The 17,941-nt window shown below is 63.2% G+C and carries 18 protein-coding genes; 4 read left to right on the top strand and 14 right to left on the bottom strand.

Annotated elements, in window-relative coordinates; all coding sequences use genetic code 11:
- Positions 1-75: 75 nt before the first annotated feature.
- The 5 genes from EPB08_RS20110 to EPB08_RS21115 form a co-directional block, all read right to left on the bottom strand.
- Positions 76-366: a hypothetical protein gene (locus tag EPB08_RS20110; protein ID WP_229238437.1), complete on the bottom strand. Its 291-nt coding sequence runs from the start codon at positions 364-366 to the stop codon at positions 76-78.
- 168 nt (positions 367-534) lie between these two features.
- Complete coding sequence (locus tag EPB08_RS20105; protein ID WP_130620915.1) at positions 535-708, bottom strand: DUF1328 domain-containing protein; 174 nt, start codon at positions 706-708, stop codon at positions 535-537.
- Positions 709-924: 216 nt separating this feature from the next.
- Positions 925-1,122 (bottom strand): CsbD family protein, encoded by a 198-nt coding sequence (locus EPB08_RS20100; RefSeq protein ID WP_130620914.1) that lies wholly within the window; start codon positions 1,120-1,122, stop codon positions 925-927.
- 55 nt (positions 1,123-1,177) lie between these two features.
- Entirely contained in the window at positions 1,178-1,522 is a 345-nt protein-coding gene (locus tag EPB08_RS20095) for a BON domain-containing protein (protein ID WP_130620913.1), read from the bottom strand.
- Between the two features lie 44 nt (positions 1,523-1,566).
- Positions 1,567-1,728, bottom strand: coding sequence for a hypothetical protein (locus tag EPB08_RS21115; RefSeq protein WP_165418558.1), 162 nt, complete (start codon positions 1,726-1,728; stop codon positions 1,567-1,569).
- A gap of 127 nt (positions 1,729-1,855) precedes the next feature.
- Between EPB08_RS21115 and EPB08_RS20090 the strand changes: the two genes are divergently transcribed.
- Positions 1,856-3,379: a helix-turn-helix transcriptional regulator gene (locus EPB08_RS20090; protein ID WP_229238436.1), complete on the top strand. Its 1,524-nt coding sequence runs from the start codon at positions 1,856-1,858 to the stop codon at positions 3,377-3,379.
- Positions 3,380-3,570: 191 nt separating this feature from the next.
- Entirely contained in the window at positions 3,571-4,479 is a 909-nt protein-coding gene (locus EPB08_RS20085; RefSeq protein WP_130620911.1) for an alpha/beta hydrolase family protein, read from the top strand.
- Between the two features lie 149 nt (positions 4,480-4,628).
- On the opposite strand, the gene EPB08_RS20080 is transcribed toward EPB08_RS20085, so the two are convergent.
- From EPB08_RS20080 to EPB08_RS20055, 6 genes are all read right to left on the bottom strand, one after another.
- Positions 4,629-5,915 (bottom strand): acyltransferase family protein, encoded by a 1,287-nt coding sequence (locus tag EPB08_RS20080; protein ID WP_205746423.1) that lies wholly within the window; start codon positions 5,913-5,915, stop codon positions 4,629-4,631.
- A gap of 77 nt (positions 5,916-5,992) precedes the next feature.
- The gene (locus tag EPB08_RS20075) at positions 5,993-7,159 is read right to left on the bottom strand and encodes an acyltransferase family protein (protein ID WP_130620910.1); all 1,167 of its coding nucleotides are present in this window, start codon (positions 7,157-7,159) and stop codon (positions 5,993-5,995) included.
- Positions 7,160-7,263: 104 nt separating this feature from the next.
- Positions 7,264-8,004, bottom strand: a complete 741-nt coding sequence (locus tag EPB08_RS20070; protein ID WP_165418557.1) for a LytR/AlgR family response regulator transcription factor — start codon at positions 8,002-8,004, stop codon at positions 7,264-7,266.
- Positions 8,001-9,101 (bottom strand): sensor histidine kinase, encoded by a 1,101-nt coding sequence (locus EPB08_RS20065; RefSeq protein WP_205746422.1) that lies wholly within the window; start codon positions 9,099-9,101, stop codon positions 8,001-8,003. The genes EPB08_RS20070 and EPB08_RS20065 overlap by 4 nt, the downstream gene beginning before the upstream one ends.
- A 227-nt stretch (positions 9,102-9,328) precedes the next feature.
- On the bottom strand, positions 9,329-9,712 hold the full coding sequence (locus EPB08_RS20060; RefSeq protein WP_130620907.1) for a TrfB-related DNA-binding protein: 384 nt from the start codon (positions 9,710-9,712) through the stop codon (positions 9,329-9,331).
- 213 nt (positions 9,713-9,925) lie between these two features.
- A complete protein-coding gene (locus EPB08_RS20055; protein WP_130620906.1) occupies positions 9,926-10,567 on the bottom strand; it encodes a TetR family transcriptional regulator in 642 nt (213 codons plus the stop codon).
- A gap of 91 nt (positions 10,568-10,658) precedes the next feature.
- On the opposite strand from EPB08_RS20055, the gene EPB08_RS20050 reads away from it, so the two are divergent.
- On the top strand, positions 10,659-11,750 hold the full coding sequence (locus EPB08_RS20050; protein WP_130620905.1) for a ferredoxin reductase: 1,092 nt from the start codon (positions 10,659-10,661) through the stop codon (positions 11,748-11,750).
- 5 nt (positions 11,751-11,755) lie between these two features.
- Positions 11,756-12,883 carry a fatty acid desaturase family protein gene (locus EPB08_RS20045; RefSeq protein ID WP_130620904.1) on the top strand — a complete coding sequence of 376 codons (1,128 nt, stop codon included), beginning with the start codon at positions 11,756-11,758 and terminating at the stop codon, positions 12,881-12,883.
- Positions 12,884-12,994: 111 nt separating this feature from the next.
- Here the strand turns inward: EPB08_RS20045 and EPB08_RS20040 are convergent, their stop codons facing one another.
- From EPB08_RS20040 to EPB08_RS20030, 3 genes are all read right to left on the bottom strand, one after another.
- Entirely contained in the window at positions 12,995-13,405 is a 411-nt protein-coding gene (locus EPB08_RS20040) for a DoxX family protein (protein ID WP_130620903.1), read from the bottom strand.
- Between the two features lie 248 nt (positions 13,406-13,653).
- Positions 13,654-16,728, bottom strand: a complete 3,075-nt coding sequence (locus EPB08_RS20035; protein WP_130620902.1) for an efflux RND transporter permease subunit — start codon at positions 16,726-16,728, stop codon at positions 13,654-13,656.
- A gap of 47 nt (positions 16,729-16,775) precedes the next feature.
- The gene (locus tag EPB08_RS20030) at positions 16,776-17,897 is read right to left on the bottom strand and encodes an efflux RND transporter periplasmic adaptor subunit (RefSeq protein WP_130620901.1); all 1,122 of its coding nucleotides are present in this window, start codon (positions 17,895-17,897) and stop codon (positions 16,776-16,778) included.
- Between the last annotated feature and the right edge of the window lie 44 nt (positions 17,898-17,941).

Raw genomic sequence — 17,941 nt, 5'->3', positions numbered from 1 at the left:
AAAGACGAATCAGGAGCCGGAAACGGATCGCGGCGCAGGAAAAAAATGCTTACCCAGCCGCGCTAGCCGGGACCGCTACCACTGGAAGTACCACACGGGGGCACATGCCACTGCGACTGCTGCGGCCTGCAGCGCCATCACCCCCACCGCATGACCCGGCATGCGCCTGAGCCATCGGATGGCAAAGAAACCGACGACGGGAACCTGTGCGGCGATGAGCAGCTGAAACAAATGCGCCGAGGCGCCTTCGTCCGTCCCGCGTGCCGTGCCCACGAAGACCAGATGGCCGACCACGACGACCAGCGCAGCCAGCGACATCACCAGCGGTGCCCAGGCGCCAGGATGTCTCCAGATGCCGCCGCTCACAAGAACTCCCGCGGGGTAGACATGGTGGATACGCTCGCACCCTGGATATCACGGGTCGTTACCGCGCCATCTCCCGTCCCGGCAGACCAGTGCACTCAACCGGGCTCACGTCCCGATCATGACTGGCCCTGCGCCCACGGACGCTCGCCGGAGCACGATGTCGACCGCTCATAGTCGTGGACCGCGGCGGACGCCGCCAAAGATCAGCGAGAGAACAAAAAGCACGATGAAGACGATGAAGATGATCTTGGCGATGCTCGCAGCACCTGCCGCAATGCCGGTGAAGCCAAAGATCGCGGCGACGATGGCAACGATGAAGAACATGATGGCCCAATGGAGCATGGGATTTTCCTCTTCCGATGGATGGATGCGGTGAAGGGACCGAATTGGGCGGGGACCTCGTGAGCAGGTTCTCGATGGCGAACGCCATCGCACTGCCCGAATCATGTCTGTCCATGGCGCTCGAGGATGGCATCGCCGCCAGTCGCTTCCGGTCTAGCGCGAGCTTCCCGCCCTGCCGGAAGGCGGCATCTTGCCGTCCTCCGGCACGGCGCCCTTTCACAGGGTCTGATCAAACTCCTTGATCTGCCTGTCCGCCTCGTCCCTGGCGATGCCGTAGCGTTCCTGCAGTTTGCCGGCAAGATACTCGGTGCTTCCTTCGGCGACTTTCATGTCGTCGTCCGTCAACTTGCCCCACTTCTGCTTGATCTTCCCGCTGAGCTGTTTCCATTGCCCTTGGATCTTGTCTTCGTTCATGGTTGAACCTCCGGAAATAGGTTGTGAGCGCGTCGCTTGCCGCACGGTTGGTCGACTAACTACCGGTCTTCAGGCCGGAGGAATCCACCGAGGTCACGCCCTTGACGCTACGCGCGGCCGCCACGGCCTTTTTCGCCACCACATCGCTCGCGACCACGCCCGTCAGGGTGACCTGGCCGTTCAGTGTTGTGACGGAAATGTCACCGCTCTTGACGCCGTCAGTGGAGGCCAGCTCAGCCTTCACCTTGGTGGTTATCCACGTATCCGTAGTGGGTTGACTTGAACTCGAATGGCTCGCGTCCTGAGGCTGCGCATAGGCCACCTGCTGGCGATCCATGGTGCTGCCAAGCAACAAGAGACCCGCCAATGCCAGTGACGATAGGGTGAACAGGGGTCGCATAGGGAACTCCCTCCTTGCGTAGAATGGGCTGAATCGGGAACGCCTTACTTTTTATGCTCGGCGCCGTGGTCCTGCCCATGCCGATTCGGCTGCTGCGGCTGACTGTGCTTGTGATGCTCGCCGTGTTGCTTGTCATCATCCTTCTGAGGCGGCCGCGGCTTGCGTTCATCCGACTGCTGCGAATCCGATTTATGGGTCGTATTCATAGGTATGCACCTCTGCAAATTGATGTGCCATCGAAACGCCGATGGCCCAACGAACCTAGGCGGTTGACGCTGCGGCAACCAGATCAGGCGATACCAGTAGGCTTAGTACTTTCAGACCCCGGACGGCGTGCCCGTTCCCTGGGAAGATGACGCAACCCACAGAGCGATGATTGCTATGGATGCGGTCCCGAACACACCGAGAGTCGATCGCCATCAGCTGGAGCAGCTCATCGCCGGACTGGCCGAAGGTGTCGTTCTGATCGATCCGGATCGATCCATCGTCTGGGCGAACGACATGGCGCTCGAGATGCATGGCATCGACGCGGCGTCGGACCTGGGCTCGGAAGTGGATCAGTACGTCGACAGATTCATCCTGACGTACCGAAACCACCATCGCCTCAAGCCCGACCAGTACCCCGCCGAGCGCGTACTCGACGGTCAGGAATTTCGCGACGTGGTGGTCGAAGTGACGCGCGCGGACGACGAAGATTTCTTCCGCATCCACCAGGTACGAGGCCTCATCCTCACCAACTCCAGTGGATCCCGCGAATCACTGGTCCTGGTCATCCAGGATCTGACCAGGCAATTCAGCGCCCAGGAGCGATTCGAGCGCGCATTCAACGCGAACCCGGCACCGGCACTGATCTGCCAGCTATCGAGCCTGCAGTACATCAAGGTCAACCAGGGATTCCTGGAGATGACGGGATATGATCGCGAAGCGGTCATCGACCACTCCATCTATGAACTGGATGTACTCGAGAACGCCGAAGACCGCGAAGGCGCCATTCGCTGCCTGCAGGAATGGAGCACGATTTCCCAGCGGGAAGCCGTGTTGAGGCTGCCCCTGAAAGGCACCGAGAAATTCGTGATCGTTGCCGGCCAGCCCATCGAGATCGAGGAAGAGCATTGCATGCTCTTCACGTTCATCGATCTGGACGCACGCAAGAAGGCCGAAACATCGTTAGCCCAGAGCGAAGAGCGCTTTTCCAAGGCGTTCTGCCTGGCACCGGTCCCCATGATGCTATGCGCACTTCCCGAGCTGCGCGTCCTCGAGGTCAACGCTGCATTTACGGCCGCATTGGGCTATGCCGCGAACGACATCGCCGGCATGCCCCTGTCCGAGGTGCACCTGTGGAAGGACGGGAAGCACCATCGCGAACTCCAGCACAAGCTTGGCGCCGGCGAGGTTATCCGCAGCCAGGAGGTGTCCCTGCAGACAAGCTCGGGAACGGTCATGGACTGCCTGTTTTCCGCTGAAGCGGCATTGATTCAAGACCAGGCGTGCGCGCTTTGCGTCATGCAGGACATTACCGATCGCAAGCGCTCGGAAATGGATCTCGTGGCGGCCATCGACGCCGTCATGAAGGATGCTTCCTGGTTTACGCAGACGGTGATGGAGAAATTGGCCCAGGTGCGCCAGACCGGAAACGAGCCCCATGCAACGCAGGGCCTGGTCGACCTGACGCCTCGCGAACGTGAAGTTCTCACCCTGATCTGCAAAGGCCACAACGACGAGAGCATCGCGGCAACACTCAAGCTTTCGCGCAACACGGTACGCAACCACGTGGCGACCCTGTACGGAAAGATCGGCGTCAATCGGCGCAGCGCGGCGGTGGTCTGGGGGCGGGAGCGAGGGATCGTCAGCTATTAAGGCAAGCCATGCTGCGGAAGGGCGGGAATGCCCCTCCAGCCAGCGATGCAGCAGCCAGACAAGCGGGCCGCGGGTGGGCCCGTCGTCACGCCCACGTTACGGACCTTGCCTTGAACTAGCCAGTGGGACGCGGCCGCACCTGCCTCGCCCACCAAGGGGACCACCGATCACTTTCCTAGGGAGTCATATTGATGATTCGCCTGCTTCTTATCGCGTGCCTGCTGGCAGGTTTCAGCCTTGCCGCCACGGCCGCCGTTCAAGCTTTTCCGCCCTCCTTCCGCGTCCAGGACATCCAGGTGGACGGCGCCACGATCCATGTCCGCGTCGGCGGCAAGGGGCCGGCGGTCGTCCTGCTGCATGGCTTCGGCGATACCGGCGACATGTGGGCGCCATTGGCGGCTGATCTGGCGCGTAACCACACGGTCGTAGTGCCCGACCTTCGCGGCATGGGCTTGTCCTCGCATCCGGAGAATGGCTACGACAAGCGGACACAGGCGGCCGATATCCGCAGCGTGCTCAGCCAGCTCGGCATCGACCACTCCGCGGTCGTCGGGCATGACATCGGCACCATGGTCGCCTACGCCTATGCCGCCCGTTATCCCGACAAGACCGATCGCCTCGTGGTGATGGACGCGCCGGTGCCCGGCATTCCGCCCTGGGACCAGATCGTGCGCCTACCTGCCCTCTGGCATTTCGACTTCGGCGGTCCGGATATGGAGCGGCTGGTAGCGGGACGCGAGCGCATCTACCTCGATCGCTTCTGGAACGAGTTCGCGGGTGATCCATCCAAGGTCGACGAGGCCACGCGCCAACACTACGCCGAGCTCTACGCTCGCCCGAAGGCCATGCACGACGCATTCGCCCAGTTTCGTGCGATCCGCAAGGACGCCGAAGACAACAAGGCAGCCATGGCGACCAGGCTCACCATGCCGGTGCTCGCGATCGGTGGGGAGAAGTCCTTTGGTGCGAACGAAGCCATCGTGATGCGCAACGCCGCCACCCACGTGACGGAACTCGTCGTCCCGAATGCGGGCCACTGGCTGATGGAAGAAGCGCCGGCCACCACGATACCGGCCATCCATCACTTCATCGACGGCTAGTCGAGCGCATCACCGAAGCGAAACCAGGACGGGCGTCGGCACGCCCGTCTTTTCAACAGACCGCCGACGCATGATGCGGGTCGCGGGGACTGGCAGGTCCGGCGCCACCCCGTAAAGAAAGGCTGGTTCGAAACGTGCGAGGCAACGGTTTACGGCGCGAGCCCCTGATCCTGTACGGAGGTCGCCCCTTCGACACCCGATGTGCGGGCCGCCCTACTCTGTAGCCACTTCCGCACGGGCTCGTCGTAGAACTTCAGGCACGCGTACGCCAGCGCAACGCTTGCCAAGAAAACCAGTGCGCCGATGCCCATCGTGTACGTGGCAGATGCGCTGTGCCTGCTCACCCACTCCGTATAGGTGTAAATGAGGGCGTAGTGGGTGATGTACAGCGGATAGGAGATGTCCCCAAGCCACCTGGCGATGCGGGTCGACCAACCCGCCGCGAGCGAACCACCGGCACCGATGGCGACAATCAAGGGGAAGGCCACGATCACGCAAAGCGAATCGTAGAGTCCATTGAGCCAGCGATGATCGGCGCCTCCGACGCGCGGCAACGCCAGCACCGCCACCAGCAGCAGGCTGCACAGGCCAAACGCGCCCCGGACATTCACGCGCTTGCCCAGGCGCATCAACAGCATGCCCGCCAGGAAGGGAAAGAGCAGGCGCGCAAACCCGATATGCAACTGCCCGGCATCCAGCGACCAACCGCCAATCAGGTCACCGCGCTTGCCGAACACGGCCAACTGCACGAGGAACGCCGCCGCACAAATGGTCAGGAAGCCAAGCTGACGGTGGGACAGCTTGCGCAGCCCCAACGCGTAAAGAATGTTGGCCACGTACTCGAAGAACAGCGACCACGCCGGACCGTTCAACGGATGCATTTCGCTCCACCCGCGAATGTCCATGGAAGGCGGCAAGGGCAGCAAGGTGTAGCCCACCAGCATCACGAGGATCACTTCCCACGCGGGCGTGGACTCGATCAACGGAAAGGACCCGCCTGCCTGGAAGGGAAAGAACAGCGCGCCCACCGTCATGCCCATGATCACCATGGGCTGAAGCCGCATGAGACGCCGCTTGAAAAAGCCCCCGACACTCAACGTCTGCCAGCGATCGTCATAGGCGTACGCAATGACGAAGCCCGAAAGCAGGAAGAAGAAATCGACGGCCAGGTAACCGTGATTGATGAGCTGGGTCAGCGGATGATCGGGGCTATACGCCTCGCACACATGGAACAGCACGACCAAGAGCGCGGCGACGCCACGAAGACCGTCCAGGATCAGGTAGTGGCCTTTATCGGCAACGTTGGATGTCGGGAAGCCTTTCATGGTTCTCGGGTCGTGTTGGACAAGAGTGCCCCTGGCGATCCGATGGCAGAGAGCGCGCTTCGTCATCCCTGGGGAAGCGTTGGAAATAGCCGGTTTGAAGCCAAACCTCAAGCACCGGTGTTGATTTCCATGAAGCCCGGTGGAATCCCGGGCTTCATCCGCTCCACTTGCCGGGACCAAGCCGCCGGCTATTGCACATCATCGCCCGCGGCCCGCCGAACGGTCGCCGGCATGAGGCGCAGGCTTCCCGGTTTCACCTTCATGCCAAAGAGGAACCGAAGCGTGGCGAATCGCCGTATGCAGGCCTCATAGAGGACAAAGCACGTAGCCATGCTGAGAACCAGGACAACGAAGTACTTCACCCCCGGTGACCACGCGTACTGGACGACGTAGTAGCCGATGACGACGATCACCGTCTGATGCAGGATGTAAACGGGATAACTCGCCTCTCTCGCCCAGATGAGCAACGGGTTGGCGAAGGATAGCCAGCGATAGCCATACCCCAGGAACACCATCACCCAAAGCCACGTGAAGATGTTGGCCCCGATACCGTCTGCGATGGAATCGTGCTGGATGACGCCTGTATTGAAGGCGGAAATAAGCAGAACGAACGACGCCACTCCCGCGAACAGCGACCACCGGCGAAACCCGGAAAGCCACTTCCAGATGCCCGGCGTGGATGCCATGAAGTACCCATACGCCGTCAGCAGCAGGTAGTGGTTGAAGATGTACCAGTCACTGACCAGGTTGTGCGTCTCCGGGAATACCGGCTTGAGCAAGACCTCGTTGATGCCCAGCGGAATACCCAGCAGGCATAGCCAAGCACCGGGTGTTGCGCGCAGCCCGGACCGCCTCCACCACAGCATCGCGGGGAGCAGCAACAGGACGTACACATAGAGGTAGAGGATGAACCAGAGGTGGTGCCAACCGAAGTCGCCCATGGGGTAAGGAAAGAACTCCCGCAAGCGCGTGGCATAGAACTCCAGATAGCTGCCTGACCACTCCCCACGAAGCCGCAGCTCGCAGTAGATCTGCGGCGGCACCACCAGCAACATGCCCGCGATGAGCGGCAGGATGAGCTTGATCGATCGCTCTTTCAGGAACTGGACGGTACTTCGCCGCTGCAGCGCGAACCACATGCCGGCACCCGCAATGACGAACAGCAGCGGCATGCGGAGGCGGTGGGCGATGTCCATGGGCCACTGCAGGGCCGGAATGGTCTCGCGGTTGACGACATGCCACCCCCAGCCCACGAAGATCATCCCCGTGTGGAAGAAGAACAACACGAAGATGGCGATGACTCGCAGCCAGTCCAGAAAGTCGTAACGTTCCTTCCGTTCGTCATCAGCCCGCATGCTCCGAATCTCCTGTGTCGGCGATAGCCAGGAGCCTGATGCGTCCGCGAACGGCTGGCAGCAGGTTGGTGGCGAGCGGAGACGCCGACGTGGCGAACCGGACGTTACTGGTGCATGCGGGCAAACAGCGCGTCGCGATACCGCCGGCTGAGTCGAAGCGTGCGGCCGTTGTGGAGATGGACCTCGTAGTCGCCCTTGAAGAGCGGAGTGAGCGAAGCGATGCAAGCCAGGTTGACTGCCGTCGACCGGTGTATCCGCACGAAGCGTTGCTCGCCGAGTTGGGAAAGCAGGTCCTGCAGCGTTCTGCGGAGCAGGTAGGTCCGTCCGGACGTGTGCACGTGGACGTAGTTGTCATCCGCCTCCAGCCATTCAACGGACGCTGCGTCGACAAGCTGAAGCCTTTCGCGATCCGGCACCAGCAAGCGCTCGCATCCCGGCGCCCTCTCCCGCCCTATCGCCACCGCCGAAGCACCGGGATCATCGGCACGAAGCCGCTCGCGGACGCGCTGTACGGTGCGCGCAAATCTCTCCATGTCGTAAGGCTTGAGCAGATAGTCGACGGCATTGAGGTCGAATGCCTTGACCGCGTGCTCGTCATAGGCAGTCACGAAGACGATCAACGGGGCACGCGACGTCTCCAGCTGCGCTGCAAGCTGTAGACCGGACAGCATCGGCATGTGGATATCGAGAAACGCCACGTCCGGTCGAAGCTGCTCAATGCATTGCGCCGCGGACATGCCGTCCTCCGCCGACCCGGCCACGACCATGTCCGGCTGATCGGAGAGCCAACGTTCAAGCTTCTCGCGCGCCGGCGCTTCATCATCGGCGACCAGGGCACGAATCACGGAGTCGCCCCCGACAGCGGTATGAGGACGCACGCGGCGACACCGTCAACCTCGTTGCGAACCCGCAGCGATGCCTCGTGCCCGTAGATGATGTTCAACCGCTCACGGCAATTGCGGAAACCCACGCCATCGTGATGCCCGGGTGCCAGCATGGATCCGGAATTGCTCACGACGATTTCCATCGCGTCGTTTTCGCGCCGCGCGATGATAGTGACGCGCACATGCGCCACGGTGCGCTCGACGCCGTGCTTGAACACATTTTCAAGCAGTGGCTGCAGCAATAACGCGGGAACCGGGGTATCCAGCAGCGCCTGGTCGGTTTGCCAGCTCAGCGTGACGCGATCGCGGAATCGCTCACGCATGATGTCCCCATATAGCTCCAGGGTGCGCAACTCTTCCGCAAGCGGGGTCATCTCGCTCTCGTCCGACCGGAGGCTGATGCGCAACAGGTCCCCCAGCGTCGCCACCAGCCGATCGGCGCGCGCCACATCCGTATGCATCAGCGACGACACGGTGTTGAGCGCATTGAACAGGAAATGCGGCCGCAGCTGCCCCTGCAGCTGTGCAAGCTGGGCTTCGGCCAACGCCTTCTGCGTTCTCAGCAGGCGCTGCTTCTGGAGCTGCCACTGCCCGTACGAATCGACGCCAAAGAGGACCCCGAACCATAAGCCCGCAAAAAGCGTGAACCGCACGCTCTCGTACGCAAAGATGAAGTACCAGCCCGAGTGCACATAAGTGCGGCCCACCAGGGCGTAGACGCCATAGCGCATGGCGTACACCACGACGACGAACGTGACGGCCACCAGTGGCAACCACCGCAGATAGCTGCCGAACCAGATCAGCGGCCTGTCCAGGTAACGCGCGTAGCGTCCGCGTACACGGAACGCCACCAACATCCATCCGGTGAAGACCAGCGCCGAACTACCCTCCCACAGGATGGGCTCCCACCATCGGGTCGACGGATTGCGCAGCGCCTCCTGCAGGGTGGCACTGAACATGAGCAGCCAGAATACGGTCCACAGCAAGGCCAACGCTTTCGCAGATAGCGTCACGCTTCGTTCGCCGTGGAAGTCTGCCGGGGACAGGCGAGCTGGCATCGTCATGGTGGCCGAGTGTAGCCGTACGCGTGGCGACGGACTCGGCCCATGGGGCGAGCGGGACCTGCGTGGGGTGAAGCGGACATGGCAGCGATATTGCGGGTCGCATCATCGGTGCTTGATGTGCGCTACTGATCGACGCCGTGGCCCATGCCATCGCCTTCGCTGAAGCAACGCAGCCACGAAGGACTAACCGATGGGCGGGATCGTCGGACGTCTCATTGTGCTCAACTTTCTTCCGCGGCCTCATCTTCCTGTGAGGACTCCTGTTCCATGGCCGTGGCAAGGCGACGGGCAAAATCGTGTTCGGCGATCACGGCTGCCGCCTGGGCCTCGAATCGCTCGGCCATGCTCCGTGGCACTGTAAGGCGTACTTCACGCCACTCGACGGGCGCGTCGTGCCTTGCCAGATGGGTTTCATAGATGCGGCGTATCGTGCGGTCGATGGCGCCCCGGGTCACCTGCGCACGGGCAGCCAATGTCGGCGTCGGAACGCCATCCACCAACGCCTCCCGCGCCAGTTGCTGGTTGCGGGGCGTCATGCGCAGACCGCGCACGGCTACGGCGAACTGCGCCGCGGTAAGGCGGCGCCCATTGAAACGCTGATTCATCACCTTGCTACTCCCTGGGCGGTGTGATGATGTGCGCTTGCCGACCCGAATCAGGTCGGCGGCCGATACTCGACCCAGCGTCAGCGTGCGGTAATAAACGTGGAGGAGATGTGTAGCCGGCGCGCCGTGCGCCCGAGTGATGGACCGCTGCCTGGCAGGAAGGCTTTCGTCGCGATCGGCAGGCGAAGCAAATCGGCTGCCAGCAACGACGATTCAGCCGAGACGTGCTCGCAGGTCACGAGATCCGAGCAGGATCATCGTCACCATCTGGCTCATCTGACGGATCAGTTGAGCGTCATGCTCGATCGGCCGATCGAGCGCATGCGCACCCATGGCGAAGATCAGGCGAGTGATGGCCTTGGCGGCCAGCGCCGGATCGTGCAGGGGCTGATCGGCGGCCTCGGTCAGGCGCACCAGTTCGACCCGCAACTCTTCCTCGAAGAAATCGAGCTGGCGATCAACCGCCTGCTTGAAGGCGTCGGACCCGGCCGTGCCCTCGCGCAGCAGCACCTGCAGCAGGCCGTCCTCGGAGCGCACCTGCGACATGAAGGCTTCCACGGAGCCGCGTACGACCGCGTTGCCGCTCACCACGTTGACGCGCGCCTGGTCGACCACCTTGCGCAGGGCCTCGCCGGACAGCTCGATCAGGGCGACCGCCAGATCGTCGATATCGCGGAAATGCCGGTAGAAGCTGTTGGGGGCAATGTCGGCCTCCCGCGCCACCTCGCGCAGACCCAGGCTGGACACGCTCCGGTGCGGCCCGACCAGGCGCAGGGCCGCCATCAGCAGGTCGTCCCGGCTGATCTGGTGCTTGCGTCCGGCCTCGGGGGCCTCTGGGGCGAGGGTTTGGGTCATCAGCGCTGGAAAAGTGGCTTCGGTGAAGGATAGCAGACAGGTGTATAGACGATTGTATATACAGTTGTATATATGGTCGTATACTGAGCCTATGGAAACCGCACTCCCCCAACCCACCTGGCTGTCCCGCCTCAATGCGGTGTGGGCGCCACCCGCCGTCCTCGACTTCTGGCTGTCCCGCCTGAATCCGCTCTGGTCCTGGCACCAGACACGGGCACGGGTGGTCGAACGTCGCCTCGAAGCCGAGGGTGTCACCACCCTGGTACTGCGCCCGAACCGGCACTTCCGCGGCTTTCGCGCGGGGCAGCACGTCAACGTCGGTATCGAGATCGACGGCGTGCGCTACACCCGGTCCTACAGCGCGTCGGATATGCCCCGTGCGGACGGCTGCATCCGGATCACCGTGAAGGCGGTGGACGGCGGCAAGGTCGGCGCCTATCTGCAAACCGTTCCGGTAGGCCGCGTGCTGTCACTGGATCAGGCGTTCGGGGAGCTGAGCGTGCCTGACGTGTCGGCGCCCTGCCTGATGCTGGCTGCCGGTAGCGGCATCACCCCAATGCTGGCCCTCGTCAATGCACAGGCGGAAGCGGGATTCCCGCGCCCGGTGCGACTGGCGTACTGGGCCCGCACGCGCGCGGAACTGGTGCAGGCCAAATCGCTGCGTGCCATCGCCACTCGCCATCCGAACTTCAGCGTGTACTTCGTGCTGACCGGCGAGGCTGCGCAGGCTACCGACGAGCTGCAGGGGCGAATCGAATCGCTTCATCTCGATACATTGCTCCCGGGTGACGCAAAGGCACACGTACTCGTCTGCGGTCCGCACGGCTTTGTCGAGCGCGCCCGCGAGGTGCTCGCCGATCGTGACCTGTCGTTCCAGGCGGAAGCCTTCAGCCCGCCGCCGCGCCTGATCGACGCAAGCGACCACGGCCACGTGCGCGTGACCTTGCTGCAGAGCGGCCGAACGCTGGACATCGCACGCAACAAGTCGCTGCTGGAAGCGCTGGAAGAGCAAGGCGTCAGGCCGCGCCACGGCTGCCGCATGGGCATCTGCAACACCTGCTCCTGCGGCAAGTCCAGCGGCGCCACGCGCGCCCTGCACGACCGCAGCGTGCAACACGAACCCACCCAAGCCTTGCGCCTGTGCATCCATGCCGCGCAAAGCGATCTTTCCCTGGACCTGTGAACGCCATGCCCAAGATCAACAGTCGCGCCCTGAGCCCAGAAGAACTGAATCGCTTCGGCGAGGAACTGGATGCGCTTCGCGCCCGCACGGTGGCCACGCTTGGCCAGCGCGACGCCGACTACATTCGCAGGATCATGGCCGGCGTGCGCTGGCTGGGTCTTGGTGGCCGCGTGATGCTGATGGCAGGCGCGATCCTCGGCGGCACGGTGCTGCCGGCGTTGCTGTGGCCGCTGTGCATCCTCGGCACGGTCCTGCTCGGCCTGTCCAAGATCCTGGAGAACATGGAGCTTGGCCACAACGTGATGCATGGCCAGTACGACTGGATGGGCGACCCGGCGCTGCATGGCCAGAGCTACGAATGGGACATCGTCGGCACCAGCGACAACTGGCGCAAGACGCACAACTACAGCCATCACACCTGGACCAATGTGCGTGGCATGGACGACGACATCGGCTACGGCCTGCTGCGCATTTTCCCCGAGCAGCGCTGGAAACCGTTCTACCTGATCCAGCCGGCGATCGCGGTGGTGTTCGCGGTGCTGTTCGAGTGGGGCGTGGCCCTGCAGGATCTGCGTATCGGTCGCTGGTTCGCCGGAAAGATGAGCGGCCGCACCCTGTGGAAGATGGCGACGCCGGTGGTGAAGAAGATCGGCAAGCAGGTGCTGAAGGACTACCTGTTGTTCCCGCTGCTGGCGGGCCCGTTCTTCCTGCCCGTGCTGCTCGGCAATATCGTGGCAAACGTGATCCGCAACATCTGGACCTACGTGATCATCTTCTGCGGCCACTTCACTGCCGATGCGGAAGTGTTCCCGAAGGAAAGCGTGCGCAAGGAAAGCCGCGGCCACTGGTACCTGCGCCAGCTGCGTGGATCGTCCAACCTCACCGGTGGTCGGCTCATCAACCTGTGGAGCGGCAACCTGAGCCACCAGATCGAACATCATTTCTATCCGGACGTGCCGGCAAACCGTTACGCCGCGATGGCCGTGGAAGTCCGCGAGATCTGCGCGCGCTACGGCCAGCACTACAACACCGGCTCCCTGCCCAAGCAGTTCGGCACGGTGATCTGGCGCATCCTGCGCCACGCATTCCCCAGCCGGCCCGGCCCGGCACGACCGCTGGTAGCCGCTGGCTGATCAGCTTCGAACAGCAGCGGACACGCCTGTGTTCCGCTACCACTCGCGAGAGCGTGACTGGCGGCACCGGAGTGTGACGGAGGCGTGCATCGCCTCCACGCGATGGATCAGTCAGGCCGTCGATCCTCGATGGCTTCGCAACGCATACGGGCCATCGCCGAGCATCACCTGCAGAACCAGCAGGACCGACCACACCAGCGGCAGCTCTGCGCCTGCACCGGTGAAGTAGAAACCTTTGCGCACGGCCCAGAACTGCGTCGCGCCAAGCATCATCGGCAATACGTACAGGCTGACCCAGCGGGCGTGGATGCCGGGAATGAGCAGCAAGGCACCGGCAAGCTCGGCGGAAAAAACATACCCAGGGACGAACCAGGGATAGCCATTGGAGGCGAAGCCAGCCCACCATCGCGGCAGGCCGCCCGGAAGTATCGCGAACTTCCAGTACAGGTGCGCAATGAACAGCGACCCGAGCAATACCCTCAGCAACAGCGGAGCGTATCGGGCGGCGCGATCCAGGTTCATGTTGTGCCCCTATAGCCGACGTTCCGAGCCATCTGACACTGGCGCAAGGCAGCGCTCACGCCGTCACCGCCGATGACGCCCGATTACGAAGCACCACCCACGACCAACGCGGACTGACCGCGTCTCTCGTACACAACACGTACGTTGCTGCCCTGCCCGCCCCGGCTTTCCAGCGACGCCCGCCTCAGATTGACGGCGGGCTTTTGCAAAGCCTTGGGTCGCGCCCTCTCACCACGCCCGAGGCGATCTCACACCTCAAGCCTGTCATCGGGCTTAGCGACCAGGGTGTAGAGCGCGGGCATGAGGAACACGCTGATCAACAGTCGCGCAAAGAGGCCGCTGACGATCACCATCGCGAACGGTCGCTGGGTGTCCGTGCCGACACCGGTGGCGAGGGCGGCGGGCAGCAGGCCCAGCGCGGCAACCAGTGCGGTCATCATGATCGGGCGCAATCGCAGGATCGCTCCCTCGCGAATCGCCTCCTCAAGGCCTGTACCCCCGCGTCGCAATTCGTTGACGTAGGAGATGTAGACCACCGCCGTCTGCACCGATACACCAAACAGGGCCAGGAAACCGATGCCCGAGGACACCGAGAACGGCGTGCCCGTGATCCACAGCGCCACGATGCCACCCACCGGCGCGGAAAGAAGCACACCGAGCACGGTGATGAAGGGGAACTTGAAGTTCCTGTAGAGGGTGAACAACAACAGGAAGATCAAGGCCATCGTCAGCGGCAGGATGACGTTCAACTGCGCGCGCGACGCGGTGTACTCGCTGTACTCGCCACCCCAGTCGAGGCGGTAGCCCTGCGGCAGCTTGACCTTGTCGTTGACCTGCTGGATGGCGTCTTCCACGGCACCCGCCAGATCCCTGCCCTCTACCGAGAACTGCACGCCGATGTAGCGCGAATTGTTTTCGCGATAGATGAACGACGCACCGTTGATTTCCTGGATGTCCGCGAACTCCTTGAGGGCAATCTGCTGCCCGCCCGGCGTCGCCACGAGGATGTTCCTGATCTCCTCGGGGTTGTCGCGGTACTGCTGTTCGAGTCGCACAACGAGGTCGAACTGCTTTTCTCCCTGCACCACCTGCGTGGCCACATCGCCACCGATGGCCGTCTGAATGACGCCGTTGATATCGGAGACGTTCAGGCCGTAACGGGCGATCTTCGCGCGATCGATCTTGATGCTCAGGCTGGGCTGCCCCAGCTCCTGCACCAGGGTCACGTCGCGGATGCCGCGCACGCGCTCCAGGATCTTCTTGATGCTCTTGCCCTTCTGCTCCAGCGTGTTCAGGTCGGAACCGAAGACCTTCACGGCGAGCGCGCTCTTCAGACCGGTTTCCGCTTCGTCCACCGCATCCTCGGCGGGCTGGGTGTAGTTGAAGATGATGCCCGGGAACGACTGCAACTTCTGGTTGATGGCCTCGATCAGCTCGGCCTTCTTGTGATAGTCGCCGTGCCACTCCGAGTAGGGCTTGAGGCCCACGTAGAACTCGACGTTGAAGAACCCGGTCGAGTCCGTGCCATCGTCGGGGCGCCCCAGTTCCGAGGCGACCGTAGTGACTTCGGGGAAGGAGCGCAGCACCTCGCGAATCCTCGGCGTGATCTTCGACGCCTCCTCGAACGAGATGGTGTAGGGCATGGTGGCGCGCACCCACAGCGCGCCCTCGTCCAGCTGTGGCATGAACTCGGCGCCGATGCGCGGAATGAGCAGCAGTGACAGGGCCAGCACCACGGCCGAAGCACCGGCCGTCAGCCATGGCCGCGCGAGGCAGGCATCGAGCCCCTTCGCGTAGACCGACTTGATCGTTTCGAAGACACGATTGCGGCGTTCCTGCACGCCCTTGCGCATGAATACCGCGCACAGGACCGGCAGCAAGGTGAGCGTGATCACCAGGGAGCCGACTAGCGCGAAGATCATGGTGTCGGCCATCGGCTTGAACAGCGTCCCCGATGGACCGGACAGCACGTAGATCGGCAGGAAGCTCACCACGATCACCGCCACCGCATAGAACAGCGGGCGATCCACCTCGGCGGCGGCGTCCCGGATGATCTCCTTGACGTTCAACGGCGTGCCACGACGCTCGGCAATCTGGCGGAAGATGTTTTCCACCATGACGACCGCGGCGTCCACGAGAATGCCGAAGTCGACCGCGCCGATGGATAACAGGTTGGCGGATGCGCCCTGCAGATCCAGGCAGATGAAGGCGAACATCAGCGCCAGCGGAATGGTGGTGGCGACGATCAGGCCCGCGCGAATGTCGTAAAGGAAGAAGATCAGGATCACCACGACCAGCAACATGCCGCGAAGCAGGTTGTCTTCCACGATCTTGGTGGTGAGCGTGATCAGGTCGGTGCGGTCGTAGAACGGAACGACCTTGACGTCCTTGGGAAGGATCTCGTCATTGAGCTGCCTGGTTTTCGCTTCGACGCGCTTGAGGACGTCCTGAGTCTTTTCGCCGGTACGCAGCAGGATCACGCCTTCCACCGCGTCGTCCTGCTTTTCGTAGCCGAACTCGCCCAGGCGCGGCGCAATGCCGATGACCACGCGGCCCAGGTCCTTCACCAGCACCGGGGTGCCGTTGTGCACGGCCACCACCACGTTGCCGATGTCTTCCAGCGTCTCCACGCGCCCTGCCCCGCGCACGTAGTAGAACTGTCCGCCCTGGGAGTAGAAGCCGCCGCCCGCATTGGCATTGTTGGCGCTCAGCGCCGCTTCCACCTGCACGGCCGACAGGCCGAGCGCTGCGATCTTGGTCTGGTCGAGCAGCACCTGGTATTGCATGGTGCCGCCGCCGAATCCCGAGTCGTCCGCCACACCCGGCACCGCCCGGTACTGTGGCTCGACCGTCCAGTCTTCGAACGTCTTGAGTTCCATCGGCGAGCGGTCCGTGCTCTGCAGCACGTACCGATAGATCAGGCCCGAGGGAGCTGACAGGGGCGACACCGAAGGCGCGACGCCGCTGGGCAGGCTCAGGTCGCCCAATCGGTTGAACACTTCCTGGCGTGCGAAGTTGTTGTCCGTGCCCGTCTGGTACGTGAGGATGACGTCGGACAACCCGTAGAGCGAAATGGAGCGTGTCGTGGTGGTCTTGGGCACACCGTTCATGCCCAGCTCGACCGGCACGGTGATCAGCCGCTCCACCTCTTCGGCGGCGTGTCCGGGCCACTGCGTGATGATCTCCACGATGGGCGGCGAGAGATCCGGATACGCATCCACCGGCAGGCGCTGCAACGAGTGTGCGCCTGCACCGATCAGCAGCAGCGCCATCAGCAGGACGAGGAACGGCTGGCCCAGGGACGCGGAGACAACCCGGTTCATGAGCGACGCCGATCGCGGCGTCGGCGAGGAGGGAGGCAACTGTTCGCTCATTGGTTTTGCATGAACTGGACGAAGATGCCGCCATCCACCACGACCTGCTCGCCAGCCTGCAGGCCCGCGGGAATGTCGAACTGGTCTCCGATGCGGTGACCCAGGGTCACCGAGCGTCGCGCAAAGCTGCCGTCATGTTGGGCCACGTACACGAACGGAAGGTTCTCGTCGTCGCGCAGCAAGGCCGATACCGGCACCAGGATGCCCTTGGCTTCCTCGCGCGAATGGATCTGCACGGCCACGTAGGCCTGCTTCTTCAGCAGGCCCTGCCCGTTGTCCACGACGATACGCGCCGGCATCAGTCGCGTATCCGGGTCCACCAGTGCGGACACCTTGGTGACCGTGCCGGTGAGGCGCTGCGAATCGACGCCGGTGGAGACATCGGCGGAGTCGCCCGGCTTCACCGACGCCACGTCGGAGTCGGCCACCTGCGCCATCACCCATACATGCGACATGTCGGCGACCGTAAAGCACGGCGTGGTGCCGGCCTGCAGCAGTTGCCCGGGCGTGATCTGGCGATCCACCACGGTGCCCGCGGTGGGCGAGCGGATGACGCCGCTGATCGGGGCAATGGGCCTGCCCTGCTCGATGTCCTTGATGACCTTCGGGTCGACATTCAGCGAGACCAGCGCCTTCAGGGCGGCGTCGACGTCGGCATCGGCATTGGCGGCATCGGCCTGCGCCTGATCCTCTTCGCGCTTGGCGACGCCCTGATGCTCGACCAGGTCCTTTTCCAGGTCGGCGAGCCGTCGGGCGGTATGCGCCGTAGTCAAAGCCTTGCGATACGTGGTGACGGCGGCGGCGTAATCGGGCGAATCCACCAGGGCCAGCGCATCACCCTGCTTCACGTGGTCACCGATATCGACCAGCAGGCGCGAGACCGGACCGGAAATCGGCGCCAGCACCGCCGTCGCCTTGTCGTTGTTGAAGTCCACCGACCCGGTCGCATCCACAGTCCGGTGGTAGGTCGCGGACGCAACGGTATACAGGTGGATGTTCTTCCGCTGATCCGGGGTCAGCGTTACGTTCGTGGGCGTGACCGAAGCCCCCGCCGCATCGTCACTGTTCTTGCCGGAGCAACCGGCCATGCCGCATGTCGCCGCAAGCAGCACCGCCATGACGACCCCATGTCCATGCCGTTGCCTGCGCCCCTGGGATGGCG

Origin of the sequence: Dyella amyloliquefaciens, from assembly GCF_004296575.1 — a bacterium.
GTDB lineage: Bacteria > Pseudomonadota > Gammaproteobacteria > Xanthomonadales > Rhodanobacteraceae > Dyella > Dyella amyloliquefaciens.
The sequence above is the reverse complement of the archived record's forward strand: the minus strand, read 5'-3'. Positions and strand labels throughout refer to the sequence as shown.

Excerpts from the sequence above, each read along its gene's own strand:
- EPB08_RS20075 (WP_130620910.1), bottom strand. The coding sequence starts at position 7,159 with ATGCGGGCTGATGACGAACGGAAGGAACGTTACGACTTTCTGGACTGG.
- EPB08_RS20045 (WP_130620904.1), top strand. The coding sequence starts at position 11,756 with ATGCCCAAGATCAACAGTCGCGCCCTGAGCCCAGAAGAACTGAATCGC.
- EPB08_RS20050 (WP_130620905.1), top strand. The coding sequence starts at position 10,659 with ATGGAAACCGCACTCCCCCAACCCACCTGGCTGTCCCGCCTCAATGCG.
- EPB08_RS20095 (WP_130620913.1), bottom strand. The coding sequence starts at position 1,522 with ATGCGACCCCTGTTCACCCTATCGTCACTGGCATTGGCGGGTCTCTTG.
- EPB08_RS20040 (WP_130620903.1), bottom strand. The coding sequence starts at position 13,405 with ATGAACCTGGATCGCGCCGCCCGATACGCTCCGCTGTTGCTGAGGGTA.
- EPB08_RS20055 (WP_130620906.1), bottom strand. The coding sequence starts at position 10,567 with ATGACCCAAACCCTCGCCCCAGAGGCCCCCGAGGCCGGACGCAAGCAC.
- EPB08_RS20105 (WP_130620915.1), bottom strand. The coding sequence starts at position 708 with ATGCTCCATTGGGCCATCATGTTCTTCATCGTTGCCATCGTCGCCGCG.
- EPB08_RS20065 (WP_205746422.1), bottom strand. The coding sequence starts at position 9,101 with ATGCCAGCTCGCCTGTCCCCGGCAGACTTCCACGGCGAACGAAGCGTG.
- EPB08_RS21115 (WP_165418558.1), bottom strand. The coding sequence starts at position 1,728 with ATGAATACGACCCATAAATCGGATTCGCAGCAGTCGGATGAACGCAAG.
- EPB08_RS20085 (WP_130620911.1), top strand. The coding sequence starts at position 3,571 with ATGATTCGCCTGCTTCTTATCGCGTGCCTGCTGGCAGGTTTCAGCCTT.
- EPB08_RS20060 (WP_130620907.1), bottom strand. The coding sequence starts at position 9,712 with ATGAATCAGCGTTTCAATGGGCGCCGCCTTACCGCGGCGCAGTTCGCC.
- EPB08_RS20030 (WP_130620901.1), bottom strand. The coding sequence starts at position 17,897 with ATGGCGGTGCTGCTTGCGGCGACATGCGGCATGGCCGGTTGCTCCGGC.
- EPB08_RS20100 (WP_130620914.1), bottom strand. The coding sequence starts at position 1,122 with ATGAACGAAGACAAGATCCAAGGGCAATGGAAACAGCTCAGCGGGAAG.
- EPB08_RS20035 (WP_130620902.1), bottom strand. The coding sequence starts at position 16,728 with ATGAACCGGGTTGTCTCCGCGTCCCTGGGCCAGCCGTTCCTCGTCCTG.